Annotated in this window: 13 protein-coding genes; 6 read left to right on the forward strand and 7 right to left on the reverse strand. The window is 53.9% G+C overall.

Annotated elements, in window-relative coordinates:
- Positions 1–104: 104 nt before the first annotated feature.
- The 6 genes from E1958_RS09470 to dnaE form a co-directional block, all read right to left on the reverse strand.
- Positions 105–1058: a D-2-hydroxyacid dehydrogenase gene (locus E1958_RS09470; RefSeq protein WP_133511670.1), complete on the reverse strand. Its 954-nt coding sequence runs from the start codon at positions 1056–1058 to the stop codon at positions 105–107.
- A gap of 16 nt (positions 1059–1074) precedes the next feature.
- The gene (locus tag E1958_RS09475) at positions 1075–1278 is read right to left on the reverse strand and encodes an integrase (protein WP_133511671.1); all 204 of its coding nucleotides are present in this window, start codon (positions 1276–1278) and stop codon (positions 1075–1077) included.
- Positions 1279–1701: 423 nt separating this feature from the next.
- Positions 1702–1956 carry a type II toxin-antitoxin system Phd/YefM family antitoxin gene (locus E1958_RS09480; RefSeq protein WP_133511672.1) on the reverse strand — a complete coding sequence of 85 codons (255 nt, stop codon included), beginning with the start codon at positions 1954–1956 and terminating at the stop codon, positions 1702–1704.
- The gene (locus E1958_RS09485; protein ID WP_089725119.1) at positions 1953–2249 is read right to left on the reverse strand and encodes a type II toxin-antitoxin system RelE family toxin; all 297 of its coding nucleotides are present in this window, start codon (positions 2247–2249) and stop codon (positions 1953–1955) included. The genes E1958_RS09480 and E1958_RS09485 overlap by 4 nt, the downstream gene beginning before the upstream one ends.
- A 153-nt stretch (positions 2250–2402) precedes the next feature.
- Positions 2403–2846, reverse strand: a complete 444-nt coding sequence (locus E1958_RS09490) for a hypothetical protein (protein ID WP_133511673.1) — start codon at positions 2844–2846, stop codon at positions 2403–2405.
- A gap of 338 nt (positions 2847–3184) precedes the next feature.
- The gene (gene dnaE, locus E1958_RS09495) at positions 3185–6721 is read right to left on the reverse strand and encodes a DNA polymerase III subunit alpha (RefSeq protein WP_133511674.1); all 3537 of its coding nucleotides are present in this window, start codon (positions 6719–6721) and stop codon (positions 3185–3187) included.
- Positions 6722–7498: 777 nt separating this feature from the next.
- Between dnaE and E1958_RS09500 the strand changes: the two genes are divergently transcribed.
- Positions 7499–8458 (forward strand): hypothetical protein, encoded by a 960-nt coding sequence (locus tag E1958_RS09500; protein WP_133511675.1) that lies wholly within the window; start codon positions 7499–7501, stop codon positions 8456–8458.
- Positions 8459–8567: 109 nt separating this feature from the next.
- Here the strand turns inward: E1958_RS09500 and E1958_RS09505 are convergent, their stop codons facing one another.
- Complete coding sequence (locus E1958_RS09505; RefSeq protein WP_243448400.1) at positions 8568–9560, reverse strand: reverse transcriptase domain-containing protein; 993 nt, start codon at positions 9558–9560, stop codon at positions 8568–8570.
- 1620 nt (positions 9561–11180) lie between these two features.
- Between E1958_RS09505 and E1958_RS09510 the strand changes: the two genes are divergently transcribed.
- The 5 genes from E1958_RS09510 (at position 11181) to E1958_RS09530 (ending at position 13750) form a co-directional block, all read left to right on the forward strand.
- Positions 11181–11450 carry a DUF4160 domain-containing protein gene (locus E1958_RS09510; RefSeq protein WP_133511676.1) on the forward strand — a complete coding sequence of 90 codons (270 nt, stop codon included), beginning with the start codon at positions 11181–11183 and terminating at the stop codon, positions 11448–11450.
- An 8-nt stretch (positions 11451–11458) separates the two neighbouring features.
- Positions 11459–11719: a DUF2442 domain-containing protein gene (locus E1958_RS09515; RefSeq protein ID WP_133511677.1), complete on the forward strand. Its 261-nt coding sequence runs from the start codon at positions 11459–11461 to the stop codon at positions 11717–11719.
- A 23-nt stretch (positions 11720–11742) separates the two neighbouring features.
- Positions 11743–12171: a type II toxin-antitoxin system VapC family toxin gene (locus E1958_RS09520; RefSeq protein WP_208108585.1), complete on the forward strand. Its 429-nt coding sequence runs from the start codon at positions 11743–11745 to the stop codon at positions 12169–12171.
- Positions 12172–12173: 2 nt separating this feature from the next.
- Entirely contained in the window at positions 12174–12341 is a 168-nt protein-coding gene (locus E1958_RS20255) for a hypothetical protein (RefSeq protein ID WP_165741971.1), read from the forward strand.
- A 350-nt stretch (positions 12342–12691) separates the two neighbouring features.
- Positions 12692–13750, forward strand: coding sequence for an HpcH/HpaI aldolase/citrate lyase family protein (locus tag E1958_RS09530; protein WP_133511679.1), 1059 nt, complete (start codon positions 12692–12694; stop codon positions 13748–13750).
- Positions 13751–13886 lie beyond the last annotated feature (136 nt).

Below are 13886 nucleotides of genomic sequence, written 5' to 3' on the forward strand. Positions count from 1 at the left end.
AGCTCGCAGGGACGACAGGCATGCCCAACATGATATTGAGCACGGCAACGCTGCATGATCGGTCATGCTTTTGCGTGCCTTCTCCATAAATCAGAACCGGAGTTTCAGGCGTTTACATGGTTTCTGATACGACCCTGGTGAAATGCTTCAATGGTCTTTGCGACATCATCAAGCAGACGTTGACGTGCCTGCCGGCTGGCCCAGGCGATATGGGGTGTGACAATCAAATTGGGAATACCCGAGTCAAGGAGGGGGTTACCTCGCGTTGGCGGTTCGCTAGTCAGTACATCGACACCCGCACCACCGATAACACCATTCTTCAATGCATGTGCCAGAGCAGCTTCGTCAACGACGCCACCGCGGGCGCAATTGATCAAAAACGAATCGGGTTTCATCAGCGCCAGCTCATCCTTCCCAATCAGATTTTTAGTGTTTTCAGCCAGGGGTACATGCAGGCTCAGTACATCGATCTGAGGTAAAAGCTCATCTAATGGAAGTCTGTCTGTGTCCTTGTTATTGCCGACACCTTGCGCGATGAGGACCTTCATGCCGAATGCCTTAGCGGCAGACGCAACACCTTTGCCCAGCTCGCCATAACCCACGATACCCATGGTCTTTCCGGCCAGCTCCCTAATTGGAAAATCAAACAGACAGAACCCAGTCGCTCGCTGCCAGGCACCAGCCTGAACCAGCCGGTCATAGTTCAATAGATTGGTTGTTAAGGCAAACAGCAGTGCAAATACATGCTGCACGACAGATGCCGTGCCGTAACCGATAACATTGGTTACAGCAATGCCGAAATCCTTAGCGGCAGCCAGATCAACATTATTGGTACCCGTTGCGATTACACAGATGAGCTTGAGTGATTTCGCATGCCGCATCGTTTCACTTGAGATGATGGTTTTGTTGCAGACGAGGATAGCTGCAGCCGCAATATGCTCCAATACCTGGTCTGCTTCCGTCCGGAGATGAAAATCCCAGTCGGCATGTGCCTGCCGCAGGCTGGACGTCGAGACGTCATCGCCCAGGGTTGCCAGATCGAGAAAGACGGCTTTCATTCTCAGTCGGCCGCGGTTATGTAAAGAAGCCTTTAATGATCAGAGAAACAACGCCGGCCAGGATTGCTCCGACCATCCATTTAAGGATTCGAAGGTCGCTGTCTATGCGATTAAAACGCGATTCATAATCAGCAAGTGCTTGCGCCGCCGCTTTTGCTTTTTCGTCATCCGCACCGGCAGAAATAAATGCCTCGTAGACTTCGGTGATCATCGTTGACATGTTCTTTTTCCTACCTCGATGAGATCGTGGAATTCAACGCCGCAAAGAGGAATCGGGGAACTCTTGTTAGCTACCGGTTCCGGCGATGCGGTTCATTTCACTCACCGCATCCTACACGACTGCCCTCTGCATCTCTGCGGTTCAAACCATCCCGCGACTAAAACCGCAGATGTGAATGTTGGGCACGCCGCCGTCCCAAGATGCGGTTCGCTGCCTGCCTGCCCCCTGTCTGCCGTACCGGCACAGGCAGGCGTCCCTGGGGCGGTCGGCAGGCGCTCACCGCATCCTACGGGCTCCTGCACTGCCGGCGACTAAAAGCTGGTAGCCGGGTGTTCTTTGCGCCTTTTCGGTTCAAATTGTCCCGCGGATAAAAACCGTAGCCTTATTAGGCCGGGTGAGTCCGGAATCTGCGGTATTTGACAGCTATCCTAAAATCTCTCGTCTCATCTCTTCTAGTGATAACTTTTTACCAGCCCTAAATTCTTCTCTGGCCGTTTCGATAATTTTTATAAATTCCGGATTCATACCTAATGCTAAGGACTCCTGATCTGCATTTTTTAAGGAAACAAGCGCAGCTATAGGTTTTTTATTTGAGGTTAGAACTATCATACCTTCATCTAATTCGTCGGCGTAATCAGATAATGGATTCGACGCTTCGGAAATTTCGATTGCTTTCATAAACCGACCTCTCTGTTGCCGATGTATAACTTATTCCCTTTTTTATAACCGACCGCTAGAATTTTGACAATATGAGGCTCATCAAGCGTTACTTCGTAGAAAACGCGAAGGTTTCCTACACGCAATTCCCATGGTGCAATAGGATTTGGTCGGAGTGATTTTCTATTCTTGGTTTCTAATAGTGGTTCATACGACAGCTGTTTTTCTATTGAATCAAGTATTGTAACTCTTTGATGAGCCGGCAAACATCTTAGTTGATCTTTAACGGATTCAGCAAAATCTATCGTATACATGAGCCTCTTACTCTATACATCCAGGTAACTTACCGGCTCTATATATCTTAAACAACTTAACTGGTTATCAAGTCTAACGCTTCACATCACCGGCAGCAAAAAGCAGAGCGAGGAACGAGTAGTGCTTTTTGCCGTCCGAGTGCATTTGCCTTGTTATGCCTCTTCATCTTCATCGGATTCTATAATTCTTGCAATACCTGACTTGGAGCCTTTTAATCTTGCTGTTCTCAACTCCTTTGGAAAATGCTCGATCAGACTTTCCAAAAATTCGTTCGTATAGGACTTATTGATATTTTTTCTGACTCGATCAAATGACATCATTTCAAAGTTCTTTGATGTCAGATATTGAATTATCAGATCCTTTGCTATTTCTCGTCTCCTTGCTCTCGAACTCCCCTGTAGCATAAGAATAATACCAATGATATATGCGACTACGACTATACCAAGTCCACAGTAGCGTGCCAACTGATCTAAGTTAAGTTTATTAATTACCCCCAGCCATGAGTCTGCCACGAATGGTAATAGCAGGAACGACACTAGAAACAGGTCAAATGGAGACGCCTCTTTCAATGTTTTTAATATGGTTTTTGGCTCCATCTGTCAGTTCCCTTTAAAGGCATAATAGTTTTATTAGATTGCACATACGTTATTGCATCAGTATGCGAGCAGCCTAACACAGCAACTTCCTGTCGATGTCCCGCTGTTTTCCAGTAGCGCTTGCGGAGCTTACCGGAAGCATGGAGAACATTTCAAGCTAGGGAAACTACGAATCGCGCGAATCAGCGCGAATCGATCCGCGAGGATTCGTGTGATTCGTAATTTTTCTTTCAGTGGGGTTCGTTCTTCACCTCAACCGACACACTCTTTGTACCCTTTGCGCCTTTGCGGTTCATCAGAGTCGTCGGTGGGCACAGCCCACTAGGGTACGCGTTCGCCTAATTGACCACCGCCCCCTCAGATCCAACCCGCTCATAGGAGATCTGAACCGCTGCGGGGCCCAGCAGCTGGCGCAGCCGCTTGAGGAGTTCGTCGGTGGGTCGTACCCGCCAATCCTTGCCCATCAGCAGGTGACCACGGGCGTCGGGACGCTGGTAATGGATGTAGACTGGCAGGCCGGTTCCGGCGAAGGTACGCAGGATGGTGCCTAGTTCTCCGACCAGGGCTTGGCCCCGGGCGCGGGCATCCGGGTCGCTCAGATCCAATATCAGGGTGAGGTGATCCGCCAGGTCCGCCCGTGCCTGCTCCAGGGTCCGTACCTGCTCGGTGCGTAGGGACCAGCCGTCGCGGTAGTCGTCGTAGCTCAAGGTGCCGCTGACGACTAGGAGGTTGTCCGCCACCAGGAGGTCGCGCACCTCTTGGTAGACTTCGGAAAAGCAGGTGGCCTCGATCCGCCCGGTGCTGTCGTCCAGTATCACCGAGCCCATGCGCCCGCGCTGGGTCTTGCCGTGGCGCACACCGACGACCAATCCTGCGACCGTCCGTCGCTCGCCGTCGTTGGCGCCCCGACCCGACTGCAAGAGCGCACCGATGCGGGCGCCGGTCATGGCGTCGAGCTCCGCTGCGACCCGGTGGATGGGGTGTCCGGTCAGGTAGAGACCCAGGGTCTCCTTCTCGCCCTGGAGGCGCTCTTCTTCCTCCCACTCGCCCCAGGTGCGGGAGACGAGCTGGGCATCGGGCTGGGCCACGGCGCTCGCGTCGAGGGTCCCGAACAGGTCGGTCTGCCCGGCCGTTTCCGTCTCCTTGTGCTGCTCGGCCAGCTTGAGGGCCAGGGGCAGCTGGGCGGTCAGGGTCGCCCGATTCTCCCCCAGCTCATCCAGGGCCCCGGCTCGGATCAGGGCCTCGAGCACCCGGCGGTTGGCCCTGTGCAGATCGATGCGCCGGCAGAGGTCCCAGATGTCTTTGAAGGGTCCGTCTTCCCGGCGCGCCTGGAGCATGGCCTCGATGGCAGACTCGCCGACGCCCTTGATGGCACCGATGCCGTAGACGATGGTTCCCGCGTCCCGGACCGTGAACCGGTACTCGGACCGGTTGATGGCCGGCGGCTCGAGCTTGAGCTGCATCTCCCGGCAGGTGTCGATCAGGGTCACGACCTTGTCGGTGTTGTCCATGTCGGCGCTCAGCACCGCCGCCATGAAGGCCGCCGGATAGTGGGCCTTGAGCCACAGGGTCTGGTAGGCGACCAGGGCGTAGGCGGCGCTGTGAGACCGGTTGAAGCCGTAGCCCGCGAACTTCTCCATCAGATCGAAGATGTAGGTAGCGGTCTCCGAGGCGACGCCGCGTTCCACCGCACCGTCCACAAAAACGGCTCGCTGTTTGGCCATCTCCGCGGGCTTTTTCTTGCCCATTGCCCGGCGCAGCAGATCCGCTCCCCCCAGGGTGTAGCCCGCCAATACCTGGGCGATCTGCATGACCTGCTCCTGGTAGAGGATGACGCCGTAGGTAGGCTTGAGGATGGATTCGAGCCCAGGGTGGGGATAGGCGATCTTGGCCCGTCCGTGCTTGCGGTCGATGAAGTCGTCCACCATGCCGGACTGGAGGGGACCGGGGCGGAACAGGGCCACCAGGGCCGTGATGTCGTCGAAGCAGTCCGGTTGCAGCTTTTTGATCAGCTCTTTCATGCCGCGGGACTCGAGCTGGAAGACCGCGGTGGTCTCACAGCGTTTGAGCAAGGCAAAGGCATCGGCGTCGTCCATGGGAATGGTACCGATGTCGATAGGGGACTCGTCGGCCTGGAGCCGGACCCCGTTGACGGTCTTGAGTGCCCAGGCGATGATGGTGAGGGTACGCAGCCCCAGAAAGTCGAACTTGACGAGTCCCGCCTGTTCCACGTCGTCCTTGTCGAACTGGGTGAGCAGGTTCTCGCCGCCGGGCTCGCAGTAGAGGGGCGCGAAATCCGTCAGCTTAGTGGGCGCGATGACGACGCCGCCGGCGTGCTTGCCGGCGTTGCGGGCCAGGCCCTCCAGCTTGCGGGCCAGGTTGATGATGGCCTGGACCTCTTCTTCGTCCTGGTAGGCGGCCTTAAGGTCGTCGTTCTCCTCCAGGGCCTTGGCGAGGGTCATGCCCAGCTCGAAGGGCACCATCTTGGCGATCCGGTCCACCATTCCGTAGGGGTGGCCCATGACCCGGCCGACGTCACGGACCACGGCTTTGGCCGCCATGGTGCCAAAGGTGATGATCTGGGACACGGCATCGCGTCCGTAACGCTCGGCAACATAGTCGATGACTCGGTCCCGGTTCTCCATGCAGAAGTCCACGTCGAAATCCGGCATCGAGACGCGCTCGGGATTCAAGAAACGCTCGAACAGCAGGTCGTGCTCGATGGGGTCCAGATCCGTGATCTCGAGCGCATAGGCCACCAGGGAGCCGGCACCGGACCCGCGCCCCGGCCCTACCGGGATGCCGTTGTCCTTGGCCCAGCGGATAAAGTCGGCGACGATCAGAAAGTAGCCCGCAAAGCCCATCTGGTTGATGACGCCGAGCTCGAGCGCCAGGCGCTCGTCATAGACCTTGTGCCGAGCGCTGAAATCCGGGGCGTCGCGGTCACTGATGCGCTCCAGTCGCCGCTCCAGCCCCCGCTTGGATTCCGCGGCGAAAAAGGCTTCCGTGGTCATCCCTTCCGGGATCGGGAAATCCGGGAGAAAGCTCTGGCCCAGGTTGAGCTCCAGGTTGCAGCGCCTGGCGATCTCGACGCTGTTCTCCAGGGCCTCCGGAATATCGACAAAGCACTCGGCCATCTCCTCGGGGGTGCGTAGGTACTGCTCCGGGCTGTAGAGACGGGGTCGGCGCGGGTCGTTTAGGGTGCGGCCGTCGTGAATGCAGACCCGGGCCTCATGGGCCTCGAAGTCCTCGGCGTCGAGAAACCGCACGTCGTTAGTTGCCACCACCGGCACGCCCTTGCGGGCGGCCAGCTCGACGCAACGCGCGATGCACTCGGACTCGTGCTCGCGCCCGGTGCGGATCAGCTCCAGGTAATAGCGGTCGCCGAAGACCTCGAGCCAGCGGTCGAGCAGCGCCTCGGCCCGCTCCTGATGACCGGCCAGGAGGGCCCGGGCCACATCACCGTGGGGACCGCCCGAGAGGGCGATGAGGCCTTCGGTCGCTGCCTCGACCCAGGCCCGTTCCACTTGCGGCAAGCCTAAGTGCTGACCCTCCAGATAGCCGCGAGAGATGAGCTTAGTCAGATTCAGATAACCGGTCCGGTTTTGGACCAACACCAACAACCGATGGGGCTGGTTGGCATCGTCCCGGTTACGGACCCACAGATCCGAGCCGGCGATGGGCTTGATACCTGCTGCCACGGCAGCCTGGTAAAAACGTACCAGGCAAAACAGATTGCACTGATCGGTGACCGCAACGGCAGGCATACCCTTGGCCGATGTCGCCTCGACCAAGGGCTTGATGCGCACTAGGCCGTCGACCAGCGAATACTCCGAATGCAGATGCAGGTGAACGAATTGGGGGGGCGGTGCCACGGGATCGACCTAATCTCTGAACTAATTGCGGTTATTGTAGGGGCGCCCCTTTTTTGGCCGCAAATGAACGCAAAAAACGCAAATACGGAGGCCCTTCCCTTACGGAACATACGAAAAAAGCCTCTTCTGCACTGACCGCGGGACAGTCTAAGCACAAACCACGTATCACGCGAATGGAGATGGCTTTGGACGGAAAAACCGACTGCCGGCCCCACTCCCGGTTCGCGTTCGGATACTTCCTTTCCAAAACCTATGGGAGGTAAACTACTCCGAGACCAGCTAGGCTTGCTCGGTGCGGATGCGAGTATACCTGCGCGCACAAGAACCACGAATTAACACGAATGGACACGAATCGTTCCATAAAATTCTTGTTGCCAGGATTTGTACGCAGATGTACGAGTACCCCGTTTCAGCAAAATTTTCTGGTAAAGCCAGTCTCTGTCATCTCGACCGAAGGGAGAGATCTTTGGCGATGAGGTAACCACAAAGTCACAAGATTTTTCGCTGCGCTCGAAATGACAACCAGCAAAATTCGATGAAACTTGGTACTAGAGTGCTTAAAACGGATTTTGTCCCGGATCTGGTCGGGCAGGCGGGGCTTGGTCCGCGTTCCGGCGGCGGGGGTGTTTCCCATGTCAGTGCCCGACGGGTTTGTCCTCTATACCGGCAATCTATATCAGGTACTTGCAAACATGCAGGGAGATTATGCCTCATTTTCGACGTAGTTTCTTACGTCGCTTTTGAGGTCCACATAGAAGTTAGCTTAGAATCAAACCTATGCCACTGGAAAACACCATAATCGTAGTTGACAAAGAGCCGTACTGCATATGGGAAGTCGACATATCCGAGCAGAATGAGAAATTTCTAAAATCAATCGATGTTGAATATTTTGATTACGTTCTCAAGCAAAATGCAGAAGCTGAAGATGACAAAAGAGCTTCCGTTGCTTTACAGTTGGCATATCACCATGCATTAGAAACACTATTTTCTTACATTGGAGCATATATTCAAGCTCCTGATTGTGCGTATGCATGGATCGCAAAAGTACAAAATGTACAACTGAGGAGCGTCATAGAAAAGGTTTCTCTGAACGACGACAGCTTATTTACAAAACTTAACATACCATCGATATCATGGAAAAATATTTCTAGACTCGTTTTTCAGCAGTATATGCCAGGCACAGAAAAGCAAAACGATACTATCGAATTGTTTGCAGATCTCTGGTTTAGGCTCGCAAGAGAATTCACCGACGATAATCATGCCATCGAATATAATAGCATGAAGCACGGCTTTCGCGTTCACCCTGGAGGCTTTGGGCTGAGCGTAGGAATAGAACATGAATATGGAGTTCCTTGTCCTAAGGATGAAATGAAGACTGTTGGTTACTCAGAATATGGAGTTTCTCTTTATACTTTGGAAAAAGTTGGGAACCAAAAAGGGAGTCGCAGTCTTATTTCTAAGAATCGATCTTTTAATTGGAGAGTAGAAAAAACTATCATTCTGCTGCAACTAATATCAAACTCTATTAACAATATAGTAGGAGCGCTTAGGATTGCAAATGGTGTCAGCGCAAACACTATTAAATTCTTAAGACCAGTGGAATCAGAGTTTTTCACCAAGGCGTGGGGCTATACGCCCGGAATTAACAACCTGTGCTTTCATTATACCATCGAAGAAAAATATGTGGCTGAGTTATGCATCAAAAGAGTCATTGAACGAAGCATTAGACAAGCATAAAGCTAATTGGGTAAGGGCGGGTGTCTAACCCGCCCTCGCCACACCACCCTGCCTGCGGGTCCGCACAGGGCGGTTCACCGTCGCGGAGCAAGTGTTGACCGAGAGCCTGTCAGGCGTAACCCTGGGCTTTGAGCCAAAGGTCACGAATCGACAGCAAACCCTGTTGCGCTAACCACTGGTTGGTCATCCCCGTCTGCGTGGCCAAGGTCCTCGCCAGATGCCAATCGCCTTTACGGCTAAGGCCCGTGAGAATCGCCTGACGTTTACCCGTCCCAAGTTTCAGGCGGTTGCGTATCCGTGTGCGGACTCGACGCCACGGTTTCCAGTAACCCATCCGGATCCGGCGACGCAACCAGCCATCGCGTTCGGGGATCGGGCGGTCGTATTGCGAGATGCCAAAGTCGTTCATCCAGCCCCTGAGGTAGCGGTTGAGCTTGTCAAAGCGGTGCTCCATCGACACACCCCAGCTTCGGCCCGTCAAACGGCGAACCGCGTGCCGGAAGTCGGTGAACGCGGCATCCGACCAGCGTCTCTTGGTTCCACGAAACGTAACGCCGAGGAACGTGCAATCATCGCTCGGCACGACTTGACTCTTGTGCGCGTTGACCCGCAGCTTGAGCTTTTGGGTCAGATACCGCGTGACGCTGGCTTTGACACGAACACCTGCGCTTTGGCTTCGGACCAGAATAACCAGGTCGTCGGCATCGCGGGTGAAGCGGTGTCCGCGCCGTTCCAATTCCTTGTCGAGGTCGTCCAACACGATGTTGGCGAGCAACGGAGAGAGCGGAGAACCCTGCCGGGTTCCCCAGTCCGTTGGCTGGACTATCCCTTCGGCCATCACGCCCGCCCGCAGGTAGCGTCCGATCAGCCCCAGCAGGACCTTATCGGAGACCTTACGGGCGACGCGGGACATCATAACGTCGTGTTGAACATGGTCGAAAAATTTCGCCAAGTCCAGATCGACGGCGACTCGATACCCCTCGCGGATAAAGTCCCTGACCTGCTTGACCGCTCCATGGGCCGAGCGCTTCGGTCGAAAGCCGAAACTCGACGCCGAGAAAAATGATCTTCCGACGCAGGGGAGAAGGTTGATACGTGCCATCCAACAGGGAGTGGCGGATTTCAGGCCAGTGCGCTCGTGCGTGCGTCGGAAACTCCTCCAGGGTCATCCCATCAATGCCGGGTGCCCCGTTGTTGCGTTTCACTCGCTTCCAGGCGCGGCGCATGTTCGCGCTGTCCACAACCCGCTCCATCAGGTCTTCACCTAAGGCTGGCTGTATGGCCGTACGCCGCGTCTCGGCTCCCCCGAACGGGTTCAGCACCAAGTCTGAGTACGTCATGGCTCCTCCTTATACAACGCTGTTCGGCCCTTGATCGGCCCGGCCCTCCCGGGCGGCACCGACTACTATGGCCTCTGCTGACTTCTGCCCCATCACGCCCGACGTTGCCGTCGTGCCCGCGGCCCGAGTCGCCGTAGGGGCCGGTGGTGATTCCGTCCCTTTCGCGACGGCCCTCAGTTCGGCTCCCCTAGTGCCTAATGGACGAACGGTTGATTTGGACGCGGAGACTTTATGACCCCGCTCATCGCAGTATCAAGTATGCTGGTTGGAACGCCTACCGAATCGGGTAATCTTGTAGGGTGGGCTGTGCCCACCGAATCGAATCAGGTGATCTTACAGATCGGCCACGGCCTGCCCTTGCAGAATGGGGACAGACTTCTGCACCTGTTGTGCTGACTCGCCCTGACTCAGCCTTCTATGACGTTTCTGTCCGTCGGCCTGCGCAGGCTTTGGCTTCAGCCTTTCAGGACCTCTCAAGTGGGGACGCCTCCTTGCTTTCGCCCGGAGTTATCGCCACAATAACGTCGGTTCTCCTACAGGGACTTTCACCCCATAAGTTCACGCCCGTGCCGGTGTACACAAGCGCGTCCAGCCGACTGGGCGAGCCACCGAGCGGTTTGTGGTAGATTCGGGGCCAGTGCAGTGGCTCGCGGCGGCCGACGCCAGCGTTAGGCCCCATAAAAAAGCCCCAGCAAATTGCTGAGGGTTGTGGAGAAATTAAATATGAATTACTCGCTTTACAGGAGCAACAAAAAAAAGTCACCGTAAAGGCGCGGAAAGACATTTATCTGATCATGCGCCAAATTCTCCGAGAGAATTAACCACTACCAGCTGAAGCTGGTAGGATTGTGCTCGCTAGCGGCTCCTCGGCGGACTAAACCGCCGACTGAAGAGAATCCGCGATCTGAAGATGGAGGTTTCCTTTTAACTTCTATTTCGCCTTCGGCGGACTGAAGTTTTAGAGACTATAAAATTGGTCAAGGTCAGGAACATTTTGGATGGTGGGTTTGAATCAAGCAAACAAGATCCTCTTATATCGAGTTGGTCGCTCTGGGTTCTTCCAACATGATCAACATCAAACCTAGAGAAGCCTCTCGCATGGCGATTTTTACAAGCTGGCCGTTCAGGTTATTATGGTCCATAACCAATTTGGTGGAATGTGACGCCTTCTAATCGAAGGTTAGTAGCTTAAAGCTCAGGTAATTATATCAAGTTATTTATAACAAGCAACAAAGTAATAACACTACCCAAATGGCTTAGCCCGACCCAATACCGCGCATCGAGCTCAGGAGCTTGGCTCAAATCATTGATAAGCCCGGTATTGGGCCGCCTAGCCATGCCGTTAGGCGAGAAACAGATAGTACTTTAATATGGAATATGTAATGGCGGTAATTTCCATGTTTTACGGAATCATCATTTCGATGTATTTCTTTGACAATCAGAAACATAAAATTCCACATATCCACGTCAGATATCAAGATGAAGAAGCAGTGTTTTCCATTATTGATGCTGAGCTGATTGCCGGTAGTATCAAGACGAACAAGAAGAGACTCGTCCAGGCGTGGATAGAAATTCATAAAGATGAGTTGATGGCCGATTGGGAGTTGGCAGTAAATGGTCAAGAGATATTTAAAATCGATCCTTTGAAGTGAGAAATTTCATGAATCCAAGAGTAAAAGATGTTAACCCAAACGATGATTACACAATAAATTTATTATTTGACAATGGAGAAGAAAGAGTGTTCGACGTATCTCCTTATCTGAATAAAGGAATATTCAAAGAGCTAAAAGATATCAAAGTGTTTAAATCGGTAAAGCCAGTTTTAGGTAGCATACAGTGGGAGCACGGGCAAGATTTTTGTCCTGATACTTTGTATTTGGCAAGCAACCGTATAACAAGCAACCGTATAACAAGGTCATAAACTCGGACACTTTACCAAGCTACTTGACTGCGAAATCAAGTAGGGACTTGATTTTAGTTGCCCATCAAGAACTCACTAAAGAATGGTGGGAAAATCGTAACCGTTTTGACCTATTCATATCTGAGGTTGTCTTGAATGAAATTTCACTTGGTGATCCAGAAGCAGCAAAACGTCGTATTGATGTAATTACCGGTATTCCATTTCTTGAACTCACCGAAGGAGCGAAAGAATTTGCTTATAAGCTGATTCGATTAAACCTCGTACCGGAAAAAGCACTGGCTGATGCGCTACATATTGTGATTGCTGCAACTACCGGCATGGATTATTTGCTGACATGGAATTGCAAACATATCGCAAATGCGGTTACGCGACCCAAAATTGAAAATTTGTGCAGAGACATGGAAATTACCCCACCAGTTATTTGTATCCCGGAAGAATTACTGGAGATATAGCGATGCGAAACGACCCGATTATTGAGGAAATCCACAAAATCAGAGAAAAATACGCAGAAAAATTTGGATTTGATCTAGATGCTATGTTTGCAGACTTGAAATTTAAAGAGCAACAATGCAATTGGTGGAAAGTTGTTCGTAACCCAAAGGTTCTTCACAAGAAACCATAGACTCTAACCTAACTTGGCCATGCTCCCGACCGTTTGCCGCTTCGCTCGTACCTTGCTTCGTAGAAGCGGCGGGTAATAGCTGACGTTAGACATACCATTATCTACAAGGCTATGGCCGGATTATTGGTCTGAGGATGAGCGTGGTGAGTTCTCTGCATGGTTGGCTGAGAATCCGGACACCGGAGATGTTGTCCCGGGATCCGGTGGTATCCGAAAAGTCAGGTGGACCAGAAAAGGCCATGGAAAAAGAGGTGGAGTGAGAGTAATTTACTTCACTGCCCCTGCCAAGATGAAAACAATAATACTTCTACGAAGTCAAGATACCCTGAAAACAACCGGAGAAGAGTTCAATGAAAACACCCGCAAACTTTTTCAAGCCACTCACCATCGGTGCGCCGGAACCTATCCGCGAGCTGCCGATCGCACTGGAACGCACTATTCACTTCCTGCCCCCTCACATCGAAAAGATGCGGGCCAAGGCCGGACAGATCGCCCAAAAGGTGGACGTGCTCCTGGGTAATCTGGAAGACGCTATTCCCATCGAGGCCAAGGAGGCGGCCCGGACCGGATTCATCGAGGTAGCCAAGGCGGTGGATTTCGGCCCCACCGGCCTCTGGACCCGGGTCAATGCCTTGAACAGCCCTTGGTTTCTGGACGACATGACCGAGATCGTCGGGACTGTCGGCAACCAGCTGGACGTGGTGATGATCCCCAAGGTGGAAGGCCCCTGGGATATCCATTTCGTCGACCAACTGCTCGCGCTGCTGGAGGCCCGCCACCGGATTCGGAAACCGATCCTGATCCATGCCATCCTGGAAACGGCCCAGGGCGTGAAGAACGTCAACGAGATCGCTCAAGCCAGTCCCCGCATGCACGGCATGAGCCTGGGCCCCGCCGATCTGGCCGCGTCCCGGGGTATGAAGACGACGCGCGTGGGCGGCGGCCATCCCTTCTACGGCGTCATCGCCGATCCTGATGAGGGCAAGCCCGATAAGAGCAAGGAGCAACGGGCGTTTTACCAACAGGATCTCTGGCACTACACGGTGGCGCGCATGGTGGACGCCTGTCAGTCCAACGGGCTGCGTGCCTTTTATGGTCCCTTCGGTGACTTCGAGGATAGCCTGGCCTGCGAGGCCCAATTCCGCAACGCCTTCCTGCAAGGCTGCGTGGGTGCTTGGACCCTGCATCCGAATCAGATCGAGATCGCCAAGTGGGTCTTCAGCCCCGAGGTCGAAGAGGTGCGCTTCGCCAAACGCATTCTCGAGGCCATGCCGGACGGCTCGGGCGCGGTGATGATCGACGGCAAGATGCAGGACGATGCCACCTGGAAACAGGCCAAGGTGATCGTCGACCTGGCCCGGCTGGTGGCCGAGAAAGATCCCGAACGGGGCGCCGCCTACGGGTTATAAGGACCAGGGCGTGTTGACATTCAGCTCGTAGGATGGGCAATGCGGAGCCCGTCCCCCGGTGGGGGAGGGAAAAGGAGTAAACCCTGACCTCCGAGCTTGTCTCCTTAATGGTACAGGATTCACAAGATTTCCAGGA

This window comes from Candidatus Thiosymbion oneisti (genome assembly GCF_004359955.1).
In the GTDB taxonomy this organism is placed as follows: Bacteria; Pseudomonadota; Gammaproteobacteria; order Chromatiales; family Chromatiaceae; genus Thiosymbion; species Thiosymbion oneisti.

Bases quoted from the DNA above. Each gene is read 5' to 3' on its own strand.
- E1958_RS09470 (WP_133511670.1), bottom strand. From the start codon at position 1,058: ATGAAAGCCGTCTTTCTCGATCTGGCAACCCTGGGCGATGACGTCTCG.
- E1958_RS09475 (WP_133511671.1), bottom strand. From the start codon at position 1,278: ATGTCAACGATGATCACCGAAGTCTACGAGGCATTTATTTCTGCCGGT.
- E1958_RS09480 (WP_133511672.1), bottom strand. From the start codon at position 1,956: ATGAAAGCAATCGAAATTTCCGAAGCGTCGAATCCATTATCTGATTAC.
- E1958_RS09485 (WP_089725119.1), bottom strand. From the start codon at position 2,249: ATGTATACGATAGATTTTGCTGAATCCGTTAAAGATCAACTAAGATGT.
- E1958_RS09490 (WP_133511673.1), bottom strand. From the start codon at position 2,846: ATGGAGCCAAAAACCATATTAAAAACATTGAAAGAGGCGTCTCCATTT.
- E1958_RS09500 (WP_133511675.1), top strand. From the start codon at position 7,499: ATGCCACTGGAAAACACCATAATCGTAGTTGACAAAGAGCCGTACTGC.
- E1958_RS09505 (WP_243448400.1), bottom strand. From the start codon at position 9,560: ATGGCACGTATCAACCTTCTCCCCTGCGTCGGAAGATCATTTTTCTCG.
- E1958_RS09510 (WP_133511676.1), top strand. From the start codon at position 11,181: ATGGCGGTAATTTCCATGTTTTACGGAATCATCATTTCGATGTATTTC.
- E1958_RS09515 (WP_133511677.1), top strand. From the start codon at position 11,459: ATGAATCCAAGAGTAAAAGATGTTAACCCAAACGATGATTACACAATA.
- E1958_RS20255 (WP_165741971.1), top strand. From the start codon at position 12,174: ATGCGAAACGACCCGATTATTGAGGAAATCCACAAAATCAGAGAAAAA.
- E1958_RS09530 (WP_133511679.1), top strand. From the start codon at position 12,692: ATGAAAACACCCGCAAACTTTTTCAAGCCACTCACCATCGGTGCGCCG.